Annotated in this window: 14 protein-coding genes, 1 tRNA gene, 4 rRNA genes and 1 pseudogene; 8 read left to right on the top strand and 12 right to left on the bottom strand. The window is 53.5% G+C overall.

The window, feature by feature from the left end; all coding sequences use genetic code 11:
- Positions 1–185 precede the first annotated feature (185 nt).
- Together dusB and fis are read left to right on the top strand one after the other, a co-directional pair.
- Positions 186–1,194 (top strand): annotated as a pseudogene (gene dusB, locus AB1E37_RS02260) (tRNA dihydrouridine synthase DusB).
- Complete coding sequence (fis, locus tag AB1E37_RS02255) at positions 1,176–1,472, top strand: DNA-binding transcriptional regulator Fis (protein ID WP_000462905.1); 297 nt, start codon at positions 1,176–1,178, stop codon at positions 1,470–1,472. Before dusB ends, fis begins: the two are co-directional and overlap by 19 nt.
- An 87-nt stretch (positions 1,473–1,559) precedes the next feature.
- Here fis and envR read toward each other — a convergent pair whose 3' ends face one another.
- Positions 1,560–2,210 (bottom strand): acrEF/envCD operon transcriptional regulator, encoded by a 651-nt coding sequence (envR, locus tag AB1E37_RS02250; RefSeq protein WP_032417626.1) that lies wholly within the window; start codon positions 2,208–2,210, stop codon positions 1,560–1,562.
- A 378-nt stretch (positions 2,211–2,588) separates the two neighbouring features.
- Here envR and AB1E37_RS02245 point away from each other — a divergent pair, with 378 nt between their 5' ends.
- From AB1E37_RS02245 to AB1E37_RS02235, 3 genes are all read left to right on the top strand, one after another.
- Positions 2,589–3,728 (top strand): efflux RND transporter periplasmic adaptor subunit, encoded by a 1,140-nt coding sequence (locus AB1E37_RS02245; RefSeq protein WP_002919101.1) that lies wholly within the window; start codon positions 2,589–2,591, stop codon positions 3,726–3,728.
- 12 nt (positions 3,729–3,740) lie between these two features.
- Complete coding sequence (locus AB1E37_RS02240) at positions 3,741–6,851, top strand: efflux RND transporter permease subunit (RefSeq protein ID WP_110218126.1); 3,111 nt, start codon at positions 3,741–3,743, stop codon at positions 6,849–6,851.
- 292 nt (positions 6,852–7,143) lie between these two features.
- Positions 7,144–7,365, top strand: a complete 222-nt coding sequence (locus AB1E37_RS02235; protein WP_002919103.1) for a membrane protein — start codon at positions 7,144–7,146, stop codon at positions 7,363–7,365.
- A 408-nt stretch (positions 7,366–7,773) separates the two neighbouring features.
- Here AB1E37_RS02235 and rrf (AB1E37_RS02230) read toward each other — a convergent pair.
- From rrf (AB1E37_RS02230) to AB1E37_RS02210, 5 genes are all read right to left on the bottom strand, one after another.
- Positions 7,774–7,889: ribosomal RNA gene (rrf, locus tag AB1E37_RS02230) — 5S ribosomal RNA — on the bottom strand.
- 38 nt (positions 7,890–7,927) lie between these two features.
- Positions 7,928–8,003 (bottom strand) — tRNA-Thr (locus AB1E37_RS02225).
- Between the two features lie 14 nt (positions 8,004–8,017).
- Positions 8,018–8,133, bottom strand: a 5S ribosomal RNA gene (gene rrf, locus AB1E37_RS02220).
- Between the two features lie 96 nt (positions 8,134–8,229).
- Positions 8,230–11,130 (bottom strand): 23S ribosomal RNA (locus tag AB1E37_RS02215).
- A 198-nt stretch (positions 11,131–11,328) separates the two neighbouring features.
- Positions 11,329–12,868: ribosomal RNA gene (locus AB1E37_RS02210) — 16S ribosomal RNA — on the bottom strand.
- Together the 16S, 23S and 5S rRNA genes with 1 tRNA gene alongside form the textbook arrangement of a ribosomal RNA operon.
- 471 nt (positions 12,869–13,339) lie before the next feature.
- Between AB1E37_RS02210 and AB1E37_RS02205 the strand changes: the two genes are divergently transcribed.
- A complete protein-coding gene (locus AB1E37_RS02205) occupies positions 13,340–13,894 on the top strand; it encodes a gamma carbonic anhydrase family protein (protein ID WP_002919123.1) in 555 nt (184 codons plus the stop codon).
- Here AB1E37_RS02205 and AB1E37_RS02200 read toward each other — a convergent pair.
- Genes AB1E37_RS02200 through dprA form a run of 6 tightly spaced genes read right to left on the bottom strand, consistent with a single transcriptional unit; the run spans position 13,870 to position 17,661 of the window.
- Complete coding sequence (locus AB1E37_RS02200) at positions 13,870–14,127, bottom strand: DUF1488 domain-containing protein (protein ID WP_002919125.1); 258 nt, start codon at positions 14,125–14,127, stop codon at positions 13,870–13,872. The two genes, AB1E37_RS02205 and AB1E37_RS02200, sit on opposite strands and share 25 nt — an antisense overlap.
- Positions 14,124–14,942, bottom strand: a complete 819-nt coding sequence (aroE, locus tag AB1E37_RS02195; protein WP_002919126.1) for a shikimate dehydrogenase — start codon at positions 14,940–14,942, stop codon at positions 14,124–14,126. Before aroE ends, AB1E37_RS02200 begins: the two co-directional genes overlap by 4 nt.
- A 3-nt stretch (positions 14,943–14,945) precedes the next feature.
- Positions 14,946–15,518, bottom strand: coding sequence for an L-threonylcarbamoyladenylate synthase type 1 TsaC (tsaC, locus tag AB1E37_RS02190; RefSeq protein WP_032447903.1), 573 nt, complete (start codon positions 15,516–15,518; stop codon positions 14,946–14,948).
- Between the two features lie 4 nt (positions 15,519–15,522).
- On the bottom strand, positions 15,523–16,065 hold the full coding sequence (locus AB1E37_RS02185) for a type I DNA topoisomerase (protein WP_004145330.1): 543 nt from the start codon (positions 16,063–16,065) through the stop codon (positions 15,523–15,525).
- Between the two features lie 26 nt (positions 16,066–16,091).
- The gene (gene smg / locus AB1E37_RS02180; protein ID WP_002919137.1) at positions 16,092–16,565 is read right to left on the bottom strand and encodes a DUF494 family protein Smg; all 474 of its coding nucleotides are present in this window, start codon (positions 16,563–16,565) and stop codon (positions 16,092–16,094) included.
- Positions 16,537–17,661, bottom strand: coding sequence for a DNA-protecting protein DprA (gene dprA / locus AB1E37_RS02175; protein ID WP_002919139.1), 1,125 nt, complete (start codon positions 17,659–17,661; stop codon positions 16,537–16,539). The genes smg and dprA overlap by 29 nt, the downstream gene beginning before the upstream one ends.
- A 128-nt stretch (positions 17,662–17,789) precedes the next feature.
- Between dprA and def the strand changes: the two genes are divergently transcribed.
- Both def and fmt read left to right on the top strand, forming a co-directional pair.
- Positions 17,790–18,299, top strand: a complete 510-nt coding sequence (def, locus tag AB1E37_RS02170; RefSeq protein WP_004174081.1) for a peptide deformylase — start codon at positions 17,790–17,792, stop codon at positions 18,297–18,299.
- 14 nt (positions 18,300–18,313) lie between these two features.
- Complete coding sequence (gene fmt, locus AB1E37_RS02165) at positions 18,314–19,261, top strand: methionyl-tRNA formyltransferase (RefSeq protein WP_004150007.1); 948 nt, start codon at positions 18,314–18,316, stop codon at positions 19,259–19,261.
- Positions 19,262–19,299: the final 38 nt, after the last annotated feature.

The following is a 19,299-nucleotide window of genomic DNA, read 5'->3' as shown; positions in this document are numbered from 1 at the left end:
TGGACACAAATTATCCATCATCCATTAAATCAATGATTAATATAAGTATTTATTCATCCCTTTTACGCTAGTCCCGGATTCATTGATCTGCAACAGAGGATTGCTCAAAGTTTGGCCTTTCATCTCGTGCAAAAAATGCGTAATATACGCCGCCTTGCAGTCACAGTATGGTCATTTCTTAACTCATGCGCATCGGACACCACCAGCTCAGAAATCGCCTGATCGCAGCGCCCATGGCTGGCATTACTGACAGACCATTCCGGACGCTGTGCTACGAGATGGGAGCGGGTTTAACCGTTTCCGAGATGATGTCTTCTAACCCACAGGTGTGGGAGAGCGACAAGTCCCGTTTACGGATGGTGCATATCGATGAGCCCGGTATTCGTACCGTGCAAATCGCCGGTAGCGTGCCGGAAGAGATGGCTGCCGCCGCGCGGATTAACGTGGAAAGCGGCGCCCAGATTATTGATATCAATATGGGATGCCCGGCGAAAAAGGTGAATCGCAAGCTTGCAGGTTCAGCCCTCTTGCAGTACCCCGACCAGGTGAAGTCGATCCTGACGGCGGTCGTTAACGCGGTGGACGTTCCTGTGACTCTCAAGATTCGCACCGGTTGGGAACCGGAACACCGTAACTGCGTAGAGATTGCCCAACTGGCCGAAGAGTGTGGCATTCAGGCTCTGACTATTCACGGACGCACCCGCGCCTGCTTGTTTAACGGAGACGCTGAGTACGACAGTATTCGGGCAGTTAAGCAGAAAGTTTCCATTCCGATTATCGCGAATGGCGACATTACTGACCCGCTTAAAGCCAGAGCTGTGCTCGACTATACAGGGGCTGATGCCCTGATGATAGGCCGTGCAGCTCAGGGAAGACCCTGGATCTTTCGGGAAATCCAGCATTATCTGGACACTGGAGAGCTGCTGCCCCCGCTGCCGCTGGCAGAGGTGAAGCGCTTGCTTTGTGCGCACGTTCGGGAGTTGCATGACTTTTATGGTCAGGCAAAAGGGTACCGAATCGCGCGTAAACACGTCTCCTGGTATCTTCAGGAACATGCTCCAGATGACCAGTTTCGGCGCACATTCAACGCCATTGAGGATGCCAGCGAACAGCTGGAGGCGTTGGAGGCATACTTCGAAAATTTTGCGTAATAGAAATAAAGAGCTGACAGAACTATGTTCGAACAACGCGTAAATTCTGACGTACTGACCGTTTCTACCGTTAACTCTCAGGATCAGGTAACTCAAAAGCCCCTGCGTGACTCGGTTAAACAGGCACTGAAGAACTATTTTGCTCAACTGAACGGTCAGGATGTGAATGACCTGTATGAGCTGGTACTGGCTGAAGTTGAACAGCCCCTGTTGGACATGGTGATGCAATACACCCGTGGTAACCAGACCCGCGCTGCTCTGATGATGGGCATCAACCGCGGTACGCTGCGTAAAAAACTGAAAAAATACGGCATGAACTGATACTAGTCAGTTGCTTGCTTGATATAAAAGGCGCTCTTCGGCATGGGGAAGCGCCTTTTTTATTATCTGCGCCAACAGAACTCATTACTAATTCACCAGCCGTAGCGCAGGCCCTCCCGATAAACGCGCAGCACAGACCACCGCCATTATATTATCCACCAGCGCAGGCGCCTGCTGATAAAGATCGAAGCGTTGCGGATCGAGCAGCCAGTTTTTAATCAGCCCGGAAAAAGCACTGTGTAAAACAATTAATATCATCTCAATGTTTGTTTCGGCTGGCAATATATTGTTACGCACGCAGCACTGCAGGATGCCGCCAATGAGTGAATAATTAAAACCAATACGTTGGCGAATTTCGTATTCCGAAAGCATATCACTGGAAAACTCACAGCGCTGATAAAGAATTTGCATCAGAGCGCGCTGTCGAGGATTCGCAGCAATATAGCGCAGGCCTGCAATAAACCGCTCGCGTAAAGCATTTAACGGCTCCTGTTCGTACTCTATGGCCTGACTGGGCTGAATCAAATCTCTAAGCGGCGGCTGCTGCTGCCACATTTCATTAAACAGCTCCGTCTTACTGGCAAAATGCCAGTACACCGCGCCGCGAGTCACTCCCGCCGCATCGGCGATATCCGTCAGGGTGGTGTTGGTTACTCCGCGCAGGGCGAACTGCTGGATTGCGGACTCAATCAGGAGCTGCCGCGTGCGCTGCGCCTCTTCTTTTGTTTTTCTTGCCATACAAGGCCCCACTTCCCGATAAGCAGATAATATAGGATATTCTTAATTAGAATTAATCTAGCATTTGCCATGAAGTATTATTTAGCAAAAATGCAGACAAGTTAATCCTGATGCGAAAAGAGAATTAATTATTCAAGTGAATATCACCGGAAAATACATTCACTGAAATAATGTCTATTTATCAACTTTTACAATTGCGATAAATCGCAATACTACAGTGACCATTTTTTTGTTTTTGCGTGCCTTGCTGATTGCTTAAAAATAAGTATCTCTTACATCCAACGGCGTTTATTTGTAGGATGGCAAACTGCTTTTTGATTCCCTCTTTCTTTCACAGATTCGCCGCCTGATTGGGTACGTAATCTATAAGGAACCGCCATGACGACTCACGCCAGAGTGACACTTTTATCCGGTTTAATTATCTCGGCCTTATTGCTAACCGGTTGCGATAATTCTGACAACCAGCAACCCCATGCGCAGGCGCCGCAGGTGACGGTCCATGTCGTGAACAGCGCGCCGCTATCAGTCACCACCGAACTGCCGGGCCGAACCTCTGCTTTTCGCGTAGCGGAAGTCCGCCCCCAGGTGAGCGGTATCATCCTGAAGCGTAACTTTGTTGAAGGAAGTGATGTCGAAGCAGGCCAGTCACTCTATCAGATCGATCCGGCGACCTACCAGGCGGCGTGGAACAGCGCCAAAGGCGATGAGGCCAAAGCCGAAGCCGCGGCCGCTATCGCCCATTTGACGGTGAAACGCTACGTTCCACTGCTGGGTACTAAATATATCAGCCAGCAGGAATACGATCAGGCAGTGGCCACCGCCCGCCAGGCCGATGCCGATGTCATCGCCACCAAAGCTGCCGTGGAAACGGCCCGTATCAACCTGGCCTACACCAAAGTAACCTCCCCCATTAGCGGGCGCATCGGTAAATCGAGCGTCACCGAAGGGGCGCTGGTCACCAACGGCCAGTCGGATGCCCTGGCTACCGTCCAGCAGCTCGATCCCATCTATGTTGACGTGACGGAGTCCAGTAATGACTTCATGCGCCTTAAGCAGGAAAGCCTGCAGCGCGGCGGTGATACCAAAAGCGTTGAGCTGGTCATGGAGAACGGCCAGGCCTATCCGCTCAAAGGTTCACTGCAGTTTTCTGACGTCACTGTTGATGAAAGTACGGGCTCAATTACTCTGCGCGCTATCTTCCCTAACCCGCAGCATGTCCTGCTGCCAGGGATGTTCGTCCGCGCCCGCATAGACGAAGGCGTCGATCCGCAGGCTATCCTGGTACCGCAGCAAGGGGTGACCCGCACGCCGCGTGGTGATGCCTCCGTGATGCTGGTGAATGACAAAAACCAGGTTGAAACCCGGGAAGTGGTCGCGACTCAGGCCGTTGGCGATAAGTGGCTTATCACCAGTGGGCTGAAGCCGGGCGATAAAGTGATTGTCAGCGGCTTACAGAAAGTCCGTCCAGGCGTCACTGTCAAAGCGGAAGCGGAGCGTGCGGCGCCGGCCGTGCAATAAGGATACCCAGCCATGTCTAAGTTTTTTATTCATCGACCGGTCTTCGCCTGGGTGCTGGCTATCATTATGATGATTGCCGGCGGCCTGGCCATCCTGCAGCTGCCGATAGCTCAGTACCCGACAATCGCCCCTCCTGCGGTAGCGATCTCCGCCACCTACCCCGGTGCAGATGCCCAGACCGTACAGGATACGGTCACTCAGGTTATCGAGCAGAATATGAACGGCATCGACAATCTGATGTATATGTCGTCGACCAGCGACTCTGCCGGTTCGGTAACCATTACGCTCACCTTTAAATCGGGTACCGATCCCGATATTGCCCAGGTACAGGTGCAAAACAAACTGCAGCTGGCCACGCCGCTGCTGCCCCAGGAAGTACAGCAGCAGGGGATTAGCGTCGAGAAATCCAGTAGCAGCTTCCTGTTGGTCGCCGGCTTTATCTCTGATAACCCGACCACCACCCAGGACGATATTTCTGACTATGTCGCCTCCAATGTCAAAGATCCTATTAGCCGCCTCAACGGCGTGGGCGATGTGCAGCTGTTCGGCGCGCAATACGCCATGCGCGTCTGGCTGGATGGCAACCTGCTGAATAAATACAACCTGACGCCGGTGGACGTCATCAATGCGCTGCAGGTCCAGAACGATCAGATCGCCGCGGGTCAGCTCGGCGGCACGCCAGCGCTGAAAGGCCAGCAGTTGAACGCGTCAATCATCGCTCAGACGCGGCTCAAAGATCCGCAGGAGTTTGGCAAGGTCACGCTGCGGGTCAATGCCGATGGCTCTGTCGTCCATCTGAAAGACGTCGCCCGCATTGAGCTGGGGGGAGAGAACTATAACGTTGTCGCCAGAATTAACGGTAAACCTGCCTCTGGTCTGGGTATTAAGCTTGCGACCGGCGCCAACGCCCTGGATACCGCCACCGCGATTAAAGCGAAGCTGGCCGAGCTGCAGCCCTACTTCCCTCAGGGGATGAAGGTGGTCTATCCGTATGATACGACCCCTTTCGTCAAAATCTCCATTCACGAAGTGGTCAAAACGCTTTTTGAAGCAATTATTCTCGTCTTTCTTGTCATATATCTGTTCCTGCAGAACATGCGCGCAACGCTCATTCCAACCATTGCCGTACCCGTGGTGCTGTTGGGAACCTTCGCGGTATTGTCGATGTTTGGCTACTCCATCAACACGCTGACAATGTTTGGCATGGTGTTGGCGATAGGTCTGCTGGTCGATGACGCTATCGTAGTAGTGGAAAACGTCGAACGTGTGATGGTTGAGGAGAAGCTCTCGCCAAAAGAAGCGACGGAAAAATCTATGTCGCAGATCCAGGGAGCGCTGGTGGGTATCGCCATGGTGCTCTCCGCAGTATTTGTCCCGATGGCCTTTTTCGGCGGCTCAACCGGCGCGATTTATCGTCAGTTTTCAATCACCATCGTCTCCGCCATGGCGCTCTCCGTGCTGGTTGCGCTGGTACTGACGCCGGCGCTCTGCGCCACGTTGTTGAAGCCAGCCTCAGCTGAACACCATGAGAAAAAAGGATTTTTCGGCTGGTTTAACGCCCGCTTCGACCAGAGCGTTAACCACTATACCAACAGCGTCAGCGGTATTTTACGTGGAACTGGCCGTTATCTGGTGATCTACCTGCTGATCGTCGTGGGGATGGCCGTGCTGTTCATGCGCTTGCCCACGTCCTTTCTGCCCGACGAAGACCAGGGCGTCTTCCTGACCATGATCCAGCTGCCGTCCGGTGCTACCCAGGAGCGCACGCAGAAGGTCCTGGATACGGTGACTGATTACTACCTGCATAACGAGAAGGCCAACGTTGAAAGCGTCTTTACCGTTAACGGCTTCAGCTTCAGCGGCCAGGGACAAAACTCCGGTATGGCGTTTGTCAGCCTGAAGCCCTGGGAAGCGCGCAGCGGCGATGAAAACAGCGTGGAGTCCATCATCAAGCGGGCCACCGTAGCCTTTAGCCAGATCAAAGACGCCATGGTTTTCCCGTTCAACATGCCAGCCATTATTGAGCTGGGTACCGCCACCGGCTTCGACTTTGAACTGATCGACCAGGGCGGACTCGGTCATACCGCTCTGACCCAGGCGCGCAATCAACTGCTGGGCATGGTGAAACAGCATCCGGATCAGCTGGTTCGGGTACGCCCTAATGGGCTGGAAGATACCCCTCAGTTCAAACTGGATGTCGATCAGGAAAAAGCGCAGGCGCTGGGCGTATCGCTCTCCGATATCAATGAAACGATATCAGCCGCGCTGGGCGGATACTACGTCAATGACTTTATTGACCGCGGCCGCGTGAAAAAAGTGTACGTTCAGGCTGATGCCCACTTCCGTATGCTGCCGAGCGACATTAACAACATGTATGTTCGTAGCGCCAACGGCGAAATGGTGCCGTTCTCCGCTTTTGTCACTTCACGCTGGATATATGGCTCGCCGCGCCTGGAGCGCTACAACGGGTTGCCATCTATGGAGATCCTCGGTGAAGCTTCGCCAGGCAAAAGTACCGGGGAAGCCATGGCGCTGATGGAAACGCTGGCCAGTAAACTGCCGAGCGGCATCGGTTATGACTGGACCGGGATGTCTTACCAGGAACGGCTCTCCGGCAACCAGGCGCCTGCGCTCTATGCCATCTCGCTGATCGTCGTATTCCTGTGTCTGGCGGCGCTGTATGAAAGCTGGTCGATTCCCTTCTCAGTCATGTTAGTGGTTCCGCTGGGGGTGATCGGCGCGCTGTTAGCCGCCACGCTGCGTGGGCTGAATAATGACGTTTACTTCCAGGTAGGCCTTCTGACCACGATCGGTTTGTCGGCGAAGAACGCGATCCTGATCGTCGAATTCGCCAAGGATCTGATGGAGAAAGAGGGGAAAGGGATCATTGAAGCAACCCTGGAGGCATCGCGGATGCGCCTGCGACCCATTCTGATGACCTCTCTGGCTTTTATTCTCGGAGTCATGCCGCTGGTGATTAGCCATGGTGCCGGCAGCGGGGCGCAGAATGCGGTAGGTACCGGCGTCATGGGCGGGATGCTAACCGCGACACTGCTGGCGATCTTCTTTGTTCCGGTCTTCTTTGTGGTCGTCAGACGACGTTTTACCCGGCACGCTGAATAACGCGGCCTGGTTTTAAAGGCGCCCCCTGCGGGCGCTTTTTTTCGCATGCAATATTGGCAGCCAGCTAAACGCGCCACAGTCTGGCAACCGCCATCGCACGCAGCATCGCTGAATCACAATCTTTCTCTCCATCTTTTCTGCATATTCCCGGGCTTATCTTCACGATATTTACGCGGCTCATATATTGAGATGATTTCGGCCTCCGGCCCGGACAATTCGCGGTGATAAAATAAGCCATTCCGTTCTGCACTGGCTTTCAGTACAACCCAGCGGATTATCCAGAGGTAATATCATGAAAAAGTATTTAATCGTGGCGCTGCTGGCCTCTCTACTGGCAGGCTGTGCCCATGACTCTCCCTGCGTACCGGTTTATGACTCGCAAGGCCGCTTAGTCCATACCAATACCTGTATGAAAGGCACAACAGAAGACAACTGGGAAACCGCAGGCGCAATCGCCGGGGGTGCGGCCGCGGTAGCCGGCCTCACGTTAGGGATCGTTGCTCTGACCCGCTAGATCGCTTCCCCAACCGCAGATACAGGTATATCCCCTGTATCTGCTCCACTCCATTCCCCAAAGTAAGCGATCATTCAGGCTCTTCCTGACGATAGTTCGCCAGCTTTCTTAGCCGTTGTTGTTGCCAGAGACCGCTGGCAATGAGTCGTCCATCGCTATCGGCAAACTTTTCAGATTCAGGGTTCAGAACCAACAAACACCAAAGGCCCGGTCGAAGAGCGGGCCTTTACTCTGATGGTGAGCAATGATGGCGAACGTCCTTTCCCTCTCTCCGGGCCGTTGCTGCGCAATGTTCATATCGATGCCAGTTAGATTTTCCCTGGGCAGCAAAGAAGCTCATCGGCAAACAACAGATAACACAAAAGCAAAAGGCCCAGTCTTTCGACTGGGCCTTTTGCTTTATTTGATGCCTGGCGATTCCCTACTCTCACATGGGGAGACCCCACACTACCATCGGCGCTACGACGTTTCACTTCTGAGTTCGGCATGGGGTCAGGTGGGACCGCCGCGCTATTGTCGCCAGGCAAATTCTTTACAACGTGCCGAACTTTAACCTAAAAAGTGGTGCTGATACCCAGAGTCGAACTGGGGACCTCACCCTTACCAAGGGTGCGCTCTACCAACTGAGCCATATCAGCACGCTAAATTTGATGCCTGGCAGTTCCCTACTCTCACATGGGGAGACCCCACACTACCATCGGCGCTACGGCGTTTCACTTCTGAGTTCGGCATGGGGTCAGGTGGGACCACCGCGCTAGTGCCGCCAGGCAAATTCTGTTTTATCAACACGTTTCACCAACGTATCGATTAATCTGTATCAGAGCTGAAAATTCTCTCAAATCGCCAAAACATCTTCGGCGTTGTAAGGTTAAGCCTCACGGTTCATTAGTACCGGTTAGCTCAACGCATCGCTGCGCTTACACACCCGGCCTATCAACGTCGTCGTCTTCAACGTTCCTTCAGGAGACTTAAAGTCTCAGGGAGAACTCATCTCGGGGCAAGTTTCGTGCTTAGATGCTTTCAGCACTTATCTCTTCCGCATTTAGCTACCGGGCAGTGCCATTGGCATGACAACCCGAACACCAGTGATGCGTCCACTCCGGTCCTCTCGTACTAGGAGCAGCCCCCCTCAATTCTCCAGCGCCCACGGCAGATAGGGACCGAACTGTCTCACGACGTTCTAAACCCAGCTCGCGTACCACTTTAAATGGCGAACAGCCATACCCTTGGGACCTACTTCAGCCCCAGGATGTGATGAGCCGACATCGAGGTGCCAAACACCGCCGTCGATATGAACTCTTGGGCGGTATCAGCCTGTTATCCCCGGAGTACCTTTTATCCGTTGAGCGATGGCCCTTCCATTCAGAACCACCGGATCACTATGACCTGCTTTCGCACCTGCTCGCGCCGTCACGCTCGCAGTCAAGCTAGCTTATGCCATTGCACTAACCTCCTGATGTCCGACCAGGATTAGCTAACCTTCGTGCTCCTCCGTTACGCTTTGGGAGGAGACCGCCCCAGTCAAACTACCCACCAGACACTGTCCGCAACCCCGGTAAGGGGCCAACGTTAGAACATCAAACATTAAAGGGTGGTATTTCAAGGTTGGCTCCACGCAGACTGGCGTCCACGCTTCAAAGCCTCCCACCTATCCTACACATCAAGGCTCAATGTTCAGTGTCAAGCTATAGTAAAGGTTCACGGGGTCTTTCCGTCTTGCCGCGGGTACACTGCATCTTCACAGCGAGTTCAATTTCACTGAGTCTCGGGTGGAGACAGCCTGGCCATCATTACGCCATTCGTGCAGGTCGGAACTTACCCGACAAGGAATTTCGCTACCTTAGGACCGTTATAGTTACGGCCGCCGTTTACCGGGGCTTCGATCAAGAGCTTCTCCTTACGGATAACCCCATCAATTAACCTTCCGGCACCGGGCAGGCGTCACACCGTATACGTCCACTTTCGTGTTTGCACAGTGCTGTGTTTTTAATAAACAGTTGCAGCCAGCTGGTATCTTCGACTGGTCTCAGCTCCATCCGCAGGGACTTCACCTACACACCAGCGTGCCTTCTCCCGAAGTTACGGCACCATTTTGCCTAGTTCCTTCACCCGAGTTCTCTCAAGCGCCTTGGTATTCTCTACCTGACCACCTGTGTCGGTTTGGGGTACGATTTGATGTTACCTGATGCTTAGAGGCTTTTCCTGGAAGCAGGGCATTTGTTACTTCAGCACCGTAGTGCCTCGTCATCACACCTCAGCCTTGATTATCCGGATTTGCCTGGACAACCAGCCTACATGCTTAAACCGGGACAACCGTCGCCCGGCTAACATAGCCTTCTCCGTCCCCCCTTCGCAGTAACACCAAGTACAGGAATATTAACCTGTTTCCCATCGACTACGCCTTTCGGCCTCGCCTTAGGGGTCGACTCACCCTGCCCCGATTAACGTTGGACAGGAACCCTTGGTCTTCCGGCGAGCGGGCTTTTCACCCGCTTTATCGTTACTTATGTCAGCATTCGCACTTCTGATACCTCCAGCAACCCTCACAGGTCACCTTCGCAGGCTTACAGAACGCTCCCCTACCCAACAACACATAGTGTCGCTGCCGCAGCTTCGGTGCATGGTTTAGCCCCGTTACATCTTCCGCGCAGGCCGACTCGACCAGTGAGCTATTACGCTTTCTTTAAATGATGGCTGCTTCTAAGCCAACATCCTGGCTGTCTGTGCCTTCCCACATCGTTTCCCACTTAACCATGACTTTGGGACCTTAGCTGGCGGTCTGGGTTGTTTCCCTCTTCACGACGGACGTTAGCACCCGCCGTGTGTCTCCCGTGATAACATTCTTCGGTATTCGTAGTTTGCATCGGGTTGGTAAGTCGGGATGACCCCTAGCCGAAACAGTGCTCTACCCCCGAAGATGAATTCACGAGGCGCTACCTAAATAGCTTTCGGGGAGAACCAGCTATCTCCCGGTTTGATTGGCCTTTCACCCCCAGCCACAAGTCATCCGCTAATTTTTCAACATTAGTCGGTTCGGTCCTCCAGTTAGTGTTACCCAACCTTCAACCTGCCCATGGCTAGATCACCGGGTTTCGGGTCTATACCCTGCAACTTAACGCCCAGTTAAGACTCGGTTTCCCTGCGGCTCCCCTATACGGTTAACCTTGCTACAGAATATAAGTCGCTGACCCATTATACAAAAGGTACGCAGTCACACCCGAAGGTGCTCCCACTGCTTGTACGTACACGGTTTCAGGTTCTTTTTCACTCCCCTCGCCGGGGTTCTTTTCGCCTTTCCCTCACGGTACTGGTTCACTATCGGTCAGTCAGGAGTATTTAGCCTTGGAGGATGGTCCCCCCATATTCAGACAGGATACCACGTGTCCCGCCCTACTCTTCGAGTTCACAACCTGTGCATTTTGGTGTACGGGACTATCACCCTGTACCGTCGGACTTTCCAGACCGTTCCACTAACACACAAGCTGATTCAGACTCTGGGCTGCTCCCCGTTCGCTCGCCGCTACTGGGGGAATCTCGGTTGATTTCTTTTCCTCGGGGTACTTAGATGTTTCAGTTCCCCCGGTTCGCCTCGTTAACCTATGTATTCAGTTAACGATAGTGTGACGAATCACACTGGGTTTCCCCATTCGGACATCGCCGGTTATAACGGTTCATATCACCTTACCGACGCTTTTCGCAGATTAGCACGTCCTTCATCGCCTCTGACTGCCAGGGCATCCACCGTGTACGCTTAGTCGCTTAACCTCACAACCCGAAGATGTTTCACTTCTGATTGCGAAAATTTGAGAGACTCGAACACACATTAACTGTGTGTCGTTTCAATTTTCAGCTTGATCCAGATTTTTAAAGAGCAAAATTTCACAATGCACTTCGCAGTACATTTTGAAATTTATTATTTATCAAACAATCTGTGTGGACACTACAAAGGCAGGTTCTTTAAGGTAAGGAGGTGATCCAACCGCAGGTTCCCCTACGGTTACCTTGTTACGACTTCACCCCAGTCATGAATCACAAAGTGGTAAGCGCCCTCCCGAAGGTTAAGCTACCTACTTCTTTTGCAACCCACTCCCATGGTGTGACGGGCGGTGTGTACAAGGCCCGGGAACGTATTCACCGTAGCATTCTGATCTACGATTACTAGCGATTCCGACTTCATGGAGTCGAGTTGCAGACTCCAATCCGGACTACGACATACTTTATGAGGTCCGCTTGCTCTCGCGAGGTCGCTTCTCTTTGTATATGCCATTGTAGCACGTGTGTAGCCCTGGTCGTAAGGGCCATGATGACTTGACGTCATCCCCACCTTCCTCCAGTTTATCACTGGCAGTCTCCTTTGAGTTCCCGGCCGGACCGCTGGCAACAAAGGATAAGGGTTGCGCTCGTTGCGGGACTTAACCCAACATTTCACAACACGAGCTGACGACAGCCATGCAGCACCTGTCTCACAGTTCCCGAAGGCACCAATCCATCTCTGGAAAGTTCTGTGGATGTCAAGACCAGGTAAGGTTCTTCGCGTTGCATCGAATTAAACCACATGCTCCACCGCTTGTGCGGGCCCCCGTCAATTCATTTGAGTTTTAACCTTGCGGCCGTACTCCCCAGGCGGTCGATTTAACGCGTTAGCTCCGGAAGCCACGCCTCAAGGGCACAACCTCCAAATCGACATCGTTTACGGCGTGGACTACCAGGGTATCTAATCCTGTTTGCTCCCCACGCTTTCGCACCTGAGCGTCAGTCTTTGTCCAGGGGGCCGCCTTCGCCACCGGTATTCCTCCAGATCTCTACGCATTTCACCGCTACACCTGGAATTCTACCCCCCTCTACAAGACTCTAGCCTGCCAGTTTCGAATGCAGTTCCCAGGTTGAGCCCGGGGATTTCACATCCGACTTGACAGACCGCCTGCGTGCGCTTTACGCCCAGTAATTCCGATTAACGCTTGCACCCTCCGTATTACCGCGGCTGCTGGCACGGAGTTAGCCGGTGCTTCTTCTGCGGGTAACGTCAATCGCCAAGGTTATTAACCTTATCGCCTTCCTCCCCGCTGAAAGTGCTTTACAACCCGAAGGCCTTCTTCACACACGCGGCATGGCTGCATCAGGCTTGCGCCCATTGTGCAATATTCCCCACTGCTGCCTCCCGTAGGAGTCTGGACCGTGTCTCAGTTCCAGTGTGGCTGGTCATCCTCTCAGACCAGCTAGGGATCGTCGCCTAGGTGAGCCGTTACCCCACCTACTAGCTAATCCCATCTGGGCACATCTGATGGCATGAGGCCCGAAGGTCCCCCACTTTGGTCTTGCGACGTTATGCGGTATTAGCTACCGTTTCCAGTAGTTATCCCCCTCCATCAGGCAGTTTCCCAGACATTACTCACCCGTCCGCCGCTCGTCACCCGAGAGCAAGCTCTCTGTGCTACCGCTCGACTTGCATGTGTTAGGCCTGCCGCCAGCGTTCAATCTGAGCCATGATCAAACTCTTCAATTTAAGTTTGATGCTCAAAGAATTAAACTTCGTAATGAATTACGTGTTCACTCTTGAGACTTGGTATTCATTTTTCGTCCGAGGACGTTAAGAATCCATGTCACTTTGAGTGCCCACACAGATTGTCTGATAAATTGTTAAAGAGCAGTTGCGACGCGCTTTAGCGCCCTGTCGCGAGGTGGCGTATATTACGCTTTCCTCTTTCAGAGTCAACCCGTTTTTCAGGATTTTTCTCTGCAACCGAACCGGCTGTTTGTGTGAAGTGATTCACATCTGCCGTGTCAGTGGGTGCGCATTATAGGGATCCCATTTTTTTGCACAAGCCTTTTTTCGATCTTTTTTTTCTGAATGGTGATTTTTCACCCTTTTCGCCGTGTAATTGCACGATTTGCTCAATTTTCACCGTTTTCAGGGGTTGCACAGGGAGATAAAAGCCACCAAAGTCTTCTTACGTTCCCGTATTTTGAGGTCTATATGTCTGCTCAGCTGCGCCCCTACAAAGCATTTTTCCCACAAATCGGTCTTCGCGTCATGATTGACGCATCCAGCGTTGTCATCGGCGATGTCAGAATTGCCGATGACGTCAGCGTCTGGCCTCTGGTGGCCATTCGCGGCGACGTCAACTATGTATCGATAGGTCAACGCAGCAATATTCAGGACGGTAGCGTTCTCCATGTGACCCATAAGTCCTCTTATAAGCCGGAGGGAAATCCGCTGATCATTGGTGAGGATGTAACTGTTGGTCATAAAGTGATGCTGCACGGCTGCACTATCGGCAACCGCGTACTGGTTGGTATGGGTTCGATCTTATTAGATGGTGTCGTCGTTGGCGATGACGTCATGATTGGTGCGGGCAGTCTGGTTCCGCAGAATAAACAGCTGGAAAGCGGCTACCTTTACTTTGGCAATCCGGTCAAACAGATCCGCCCCCTGACAGAGGCGGAACGGGAAGGACTCAAGTATTCAGCAAATAACTATGTGAAATGGAAAAATGAGTACCTGGATCAGGATAACCAGATCCAGCCCTGAGCATCTTCCTGACCATCGCGGATCAATGCTTCTGCCTCTTCCTCTAGATCCCAACGATGTTCCTGGAAGGCGGCCAGCCACTGCGCTGGCCCCTCTGCGCCGAAACGCTGCTGCAAGATTTGCCCTGAAATTGCGCAGGTTAATTGCATCCCATTCACCAGCGCGGGAAAAACCACGCCCTGCCGTTCGGCATCCCATGATTCCCGGTCAGGAAACTGAATCGCCTGATTCATGCATTCAGTTCCTGCTGCAGCGTTTCAATGACCGGAGCGATAGCCGGCAGAACGCCGTGCCATAGCAGAACAGCATGGGCGGCTTGCGCCACCAGCATTCCCAGCCCATCGGCACAGTGAACTGCGCCATATTGCTGGCACCAGTGAAGAAACGGTGTCGGCCCTTTCTGGTAAAACATGTCATAGCAATATACGTCAGCGTTGACAATAGATGCCGGGATAGCTGGTACATCACCGTCTATTCCACTGGACGTCGCATTGACGATCAGATCGAATGTTTCCCCGGATAAGGTATCCATCTCCCTTGCGCTAACGCTCCCGGTATGGGCGAAGAGAGTGGCTAACTCACGGGCACGAGAATAGGTGCGATTCACGATCGTGACGGCGCATCCCAGCGACAGAAGCGGCAAAAGAACCCCGCGAGATGCCCCACCAGCACCAACAAGCAGGATCCGTTGGCGCGGCTTAATGAATCCCAGGCGTTCAAGATCGCTCAGAAGACCAATACCGTCGGTGTTGTCCCCCAGTAAACGGCCATCTTCCAGGCGTTTCAGGGTGTTTACTGCTCCCGCCAGCGCTGCGCGTTCTGTCAGTTCGTCGGCACGCGCAAAGGCTTCCTCTTTAAAAGGAACGGTGACGTTGGCCCCCTTTCCTCCTTCTGCAAAGAACTGATTCAGAGAAGAGACAAAATCATCCAGCGGCGCCAGTACACGTCCATAAGGATGAGTAATTCCTAACTGGCGGGCAAACAGCTGATGAATAGCAGGCGACTTGCTGTGCGCGATCGGATTACCAAAAACGGCATAGGTTTCCATGTTTCACCCCTGGCGGAACAGTTCACCCGTCAGGGCATCACGGATTTCAGATGGGTTTTGCCGGCCGCCCGTGGCCCCATCCACCACCGGGAAGCTGTCGCCAAACTGAGCATGGACCTCTGCGGTAGTACGGCACGGTGGTTGCCCGGTGAGATTGGCGCTGGTCGAAACCAGTGGTTTTCCGTAGGCTTCGCACAATTCGATTACCAGCGGATGGTTAGTCACGCGTACGGCCAGTGAATCAAAACGTCCTGTCAGCCAGCGCGGCGTTTCAGGACGCGCCGGGAATACAAACGTCACCGGTCCCGGCCAGCAAGAGAAGATGGCTTCCCGCTGTGAGTCACTTAACCGTGAATCATCAATATAGGGCTTCAGTTGCTCAAAGCTGGCGGCGATAAGGATCAATCCTTTCTCAACGGGACGCTGCTTCAGCTCCAGCAGGCGTATAACGGCCGTTTCGCTGTCAGGGTCGCAGCCGACGCCAAACACGGCTTCGGTGGGATAGGCGATGACATGTTCATTTTTCAGGACCGCCACGGCATGGGCGACGGCTTCTGAGGGCAGGTTATTATTCACTGATTTATTCCGCCGGGATCGGCTTTCCACATTGTTTACTGGCACAGAAGCGTCTGAGCCCCTGCGCCGTCTTCTTTTCTATTAACAGCGGGTAATGGCATTCAGGGCATTCGCCCGCCACCGGTTTAAAATTGATAACGAACTGGCAATCAGGATAGCGATCGCAGGAGTGAAAGGTTTTACCGAAACGGGAACGACGCTGGACCAGATGGCCTTGTCCGCACTGCGGGCAAGCGATAGCCGTCTCATCGGGTTTATCAATCAGCTCGGTATGTTCACATTCCGGATAGCGGCTACAGCCAATGAACATCCCAAAACGCCCCTGGCGTAACACCATAACCGCACCGCACGATGGGCACTCTTGCCCCTCCAGCACCTTAACGATATGCCCGTCCGCCTGGCTTTTCAGGGGACGAATATAGTCACAGTCCGGATAATGCGAACAGCCGAGAAACGGGCCATGTTTCCCGGAACGGATCACCAGTTCGGCCCCGCACTGCGGGCAGGGCTCATTTTTACGCACCGAAAACAGTGCTGATTTGGTCATAACAACTCGATGTTGCTGCAAAAAGATTAATGCAGCATACCTTCATTTACTTCGAAGAGTAATTCTTCCATTTGCTGATAGGCGTTTTCACAGCCCGGAATATTGAACAGTACCATCAGGATGACCCATTTCAGGTCTTCCAGCTCAAATTCCGCCGTATCCAGCGCCAGTACGCGCTCTATCACCATTTCTCGCGTTTCGAGGTTCAACACCTGAATCTGCTCGAGGAAGAGTAAAAACCCCCGGCAACTGGCATCCAGACGCTGGCACTCCTCTTCGGTATATACCCGAAGAGAGAGCGGGTCGGAAGCGAGCTGCATGGGTTCAACGAGACCTTCCTGATAATCAGCCAGTTTCTCGAGCCACATTAACGCGTTATAGATGTCTTCCCGCTCAAAACCCGCATCGGTAAGATCCCGCGTCAGTTTGTCCTGATCCACGCGCATTTCTGCTTCGCTATGGATGTAAGTTTCAAACAAATACATGAGTACGTCGAACATGGCTTGCCCTCCTTAATCGGACATAGCCGCCGGGTACAGCTGCGATCCAGCCTGCTAACTCCAGTTCAAGTAGCTGAGCTACGGTTACTGGCACAGATTGGCCGGCACGTTCAGCGACAACGTCAACAGGTGTTACCTCATCTCCTACGTTAGCCAGGAGCTCCGGAAATGGCAATGCTACAGACGGCTGATCGACGCAAATATTTATCGAATCAGACGTATCAGTCAGCCAGGCCAGCTCGTTATGCCAGTATTCCACAATATCCTCTGGCGAGGTCACTGGCACCGCGCCTTGCTTAATTAACCAGTGCGGGCCTTCCGATCCCGGATTGCCTATCGGGCCAGGCAGGGCGAACACATCCCTTCCCTGCTCCAGGGCGCAGCGGACGGTGACCAGCGATCCGCTTCGCAACGCCGCCTCAATCACCAGCACGCCCAGGCTTAAGCCGCTGATAATCCGGTTGCGCCTGGGGAAATGTGCGGGAAGCGGCGGCGTAATGAGTGGAAATTCAGATACCAGCGTACCGCCATTGTCGATGATCTGCCGGGCGAGGGTTGCATGGCGCCGCGGATAAACCTGACTCAGCCCATTGCCCAGTACCGCGATAGTTTTACCCTCCGCCGCCAGCGCGCCGCGGTGCGCGACCCCGTCAATGCCTAACGCCAGCCCACTGGTGATGGTAATCCCTTTCTGCGCCAGCGTTTCGCTGAACAGTTTCCCCCAGCGGGCGCCATACCAGGAGTGCGAGCGACTGCCAATAACGGCAAGCTGCGCGCTGTGAAGCAGGGCGAGGCCGCCGCTGACCAGCAACGCGCCGGGATAATCAGCGATAGCCTTTAACCGCAATGGATAGCGCGGATCGTCACCCCGTAACAGATGATGATCCGGTTGTCCCAGCCAGCGCCGCGTCTCGTCAAGCTCATGCTCGTCAAGCCGGAAAAATAACTTTGCCTGCGCCGCGGTCATCCCGACGGCATGCAGCGCTTCACGATCAACGCTGGCGGCTGCGCATAAGCGCTGAGCGATCTCTACCATCCTGTCGCCATACAAGCTACTGACCTTCATCAGCCGCAGCCAAATCTCGTCGGGCGTCATCCTTACCCCCTGCCATAAGCGGTATTGACAATCTTTGCGATTGGACAGTGAGACTGTCAATTGCAGGGGGTTTTGTCTAGAATAGAGCTAATAATCTTATCAACTCCTGAATACGACTCTGGAACTTTATGGCAGTTTTGCAAGTGTTACATATTCCGGACGAGCGCCTTCGCAAAGTCGCCGAGCCGGTCAAAGAAGTGAATGCGGAAATTCAGCGTATCGTCGATGATATGTTCGACACCATGTACGCCGAGGAAGGCATCGGTCTGGCCGCAACCCAGGTCGATATCCATCAGCGCATTATCGTTATTGATGTGTCGGAAAATCGTGAAGAGCAGCTGGTATTAATTAATCCGGAAATGCTGGAGAAAGATGGCGAAACCGGTATTGAAGAAGGCTGCTTGTCTATTCCTGAACAGCGCGCCCTGGTCCCGCGTGCGGAAAAAGTGAAGATCCGGGCACTGGATCGCGATGGTAAGCCGTTTGAACTGGAGGCCGATGGCCTGCTGGCTATCTGTATCCAGCATGAGATGGATCACCTGGTCGGCAAACTGTTTATTGACTATCTGTCACCACTCAAACAACAGCGCATTCGTCAGAAGGTAGAGAAACTGGATCGTTTACGTTCCCGTGCCTGATAACAAGGAATACCGTGTCACAATCACTACGTATCATTTTCGCCGGCACCCCTGATTTTGCAGCGCGTCATCTTGATGCGCTGCTGTCGTCTGAACATCAGGTTGTTGGCGTATTCACTCAGCCTGATCGCCCTGCTGGTCGCGGCAAAAAATTGATGCCAAGCCCGGTAAAAGTGCTGGCAGAAGCCCATAACTTACCTGTGTTCCAGCCATCCTCCCTGCGTCCGCAGGATAACCAGCGGTTAGTCGCCGATCTCGGCGCCGATATTATGGTGGTAGTGGCGTACGGTCTGATTCTGCCTAAAGCGGTGCTGGAGATGCCCCGTCTGGGCTGTATCAACGTTCACGGCTCGCTGCTACCGCGCTGGCGTGGCGCAGCGCCTATTCAGCGTTCACTGTGGGCGGGGGATAGCGAAACTGGCGTAACCATCATGCAGATGGACGTCGGCCTTGATACGGGGGATATGCTGTATAAGCTTTCCTGCCCCATTACCGCAGAGGATACCAGCGGCAGCCTGTACGATAAGCTGGCCGAGCTCGGCCCTCAGGGGCTGCTGGCAACGTTAGCCCAGCTGGCCAACGGCACCGCACGGCCTGAAGTACAAGATGAATCGCTGGTGTGCCATGCCGAAAAGCTGAGTAAAGAAGAGGCTCGTATCGATTGGTCGCTTTCCGCTGCGCAGTTGGAACGCTGCATCCGCGCGTTTAATCCGTGGCCAATGAGCTGGCTGGAAATTGACGGACAACCGGTAAAAGTGTGGCGAGCATCGGTCATCGCCGAAGCCGCTCACGCCGAACCGGGTACTATCGTAGCAGCAACCAAACAGGGTATTCAGGTCGCCACGGGGGATGGGATCCTCAGCCTGGAGTCGCTACAGCCTGCGGGTAAAAAAGCGATGAGCGCCCAGGACTTACTCAATTCCCGCCGGGAGTGGTTTATCCCTGGCACCCGTCTCGCCTGACGGTCGTCTCTTCTGAAGCCCGGGTTCGCCGGGCATTT

This window comes from Klebsiella sp. Shm-1, from assembly GCF_040804525.1.
Classification (GTDB): Bacteria; Pseudomonadota; Gammaproteobacteria; order Enterobacterales; family Enterobacteriaceae; genus Klebsiella; species Klebsiella pneumoniae.
This window is presented reverse-complemented; position numbering and strand designations above follow the sequence as displayed.

Excerpts from the sequence above, each read along its gene's own strand:
- dprA (WP_002919139.1), bottom strand. The coding sequence starts at position 17,661 with ATGACGCCCGACGAGATTTGGCTGCGGCTGATGAAGGTCAGTAGCTTG.
- AB1E37_RS02240 (WP_110218126.1), top strand. The coding sequence starts at position 3,741 with ATGTCTAAGTTTTTTATTCATCGACCGGTCTTCGCCTGGGTGCTGGCT.
- fis (WP_000462905.1), top strand. The coding sequence starts at position 1,176 with ATGTTCGAACAACGCGTAAATTCTGACGTACTGACCGTTTCTACCGTT.
- AB1E37_RS02205 (WP_002919123.1), top strand. The coding sequence starts at position 13,340 with ATGTCTGCTCAGCTGCGCCCCTACAAAGCATTTTTCCCACAAATCGGT.
- def (WP_004174081.1), top strand. The coding sequence starts at position 17,790 with ATGGCAGTTTTGCAAGTGTTACATATTCCGGACGAGCGCCTTCGCAAA.
- smg (WP_002919137.1), bottom strand. The coding sequence starts at position 16,565 with ATGTTCGACGTACTCATGTATTTGTTTGAAACTTACATCCATAGCGAA.
- aroE (WP_002919126.1), bottom strand. The coding sequence starts at position 14,942 with ATGGAAACCTATGCCGTTTTTGGTAATCCGATCGCGCACAGCAAGTCG.
- envR (WP_032417626.1), bottom strand. The coding sequence starts at position 2,210 with ATGGCAAGAAAAACAAAAGAAGAGGCGCAGCGCACGCGGCAGCTCCTG.
- AB1E37_RS02245 (WP_002919101.1), top strand. The coding sequence starts at position 2,589 with ATGACGACTCACGCCAGAGTGACACTTTTATCCGGTTTAATTATCTCG.
- AB1E37_RS02185 (WP_004145330.1), bottom strand. The coding sequence starts at position 16,065 with ATGACCAAATCAGCACTGTTTTCGGTGCGTAAAAATGAGCCCTGCCCG.
- AB1E37_RS02235 (WP_002919103.1), top strand. The coding sequence starts at position 7,144 with ATGAAAAAGTATTTAATCGTGGCGCTGCTGGCCTCTCTACTGGCAGGC.
- AB1E37_RS02200 (WP_002919125.1), bottom strand. The coding sequence starts at position 14,127 with ATGAATCAGGCGATTCAGTTTCCTGACCGGGAATCATGGGATGCCGAA.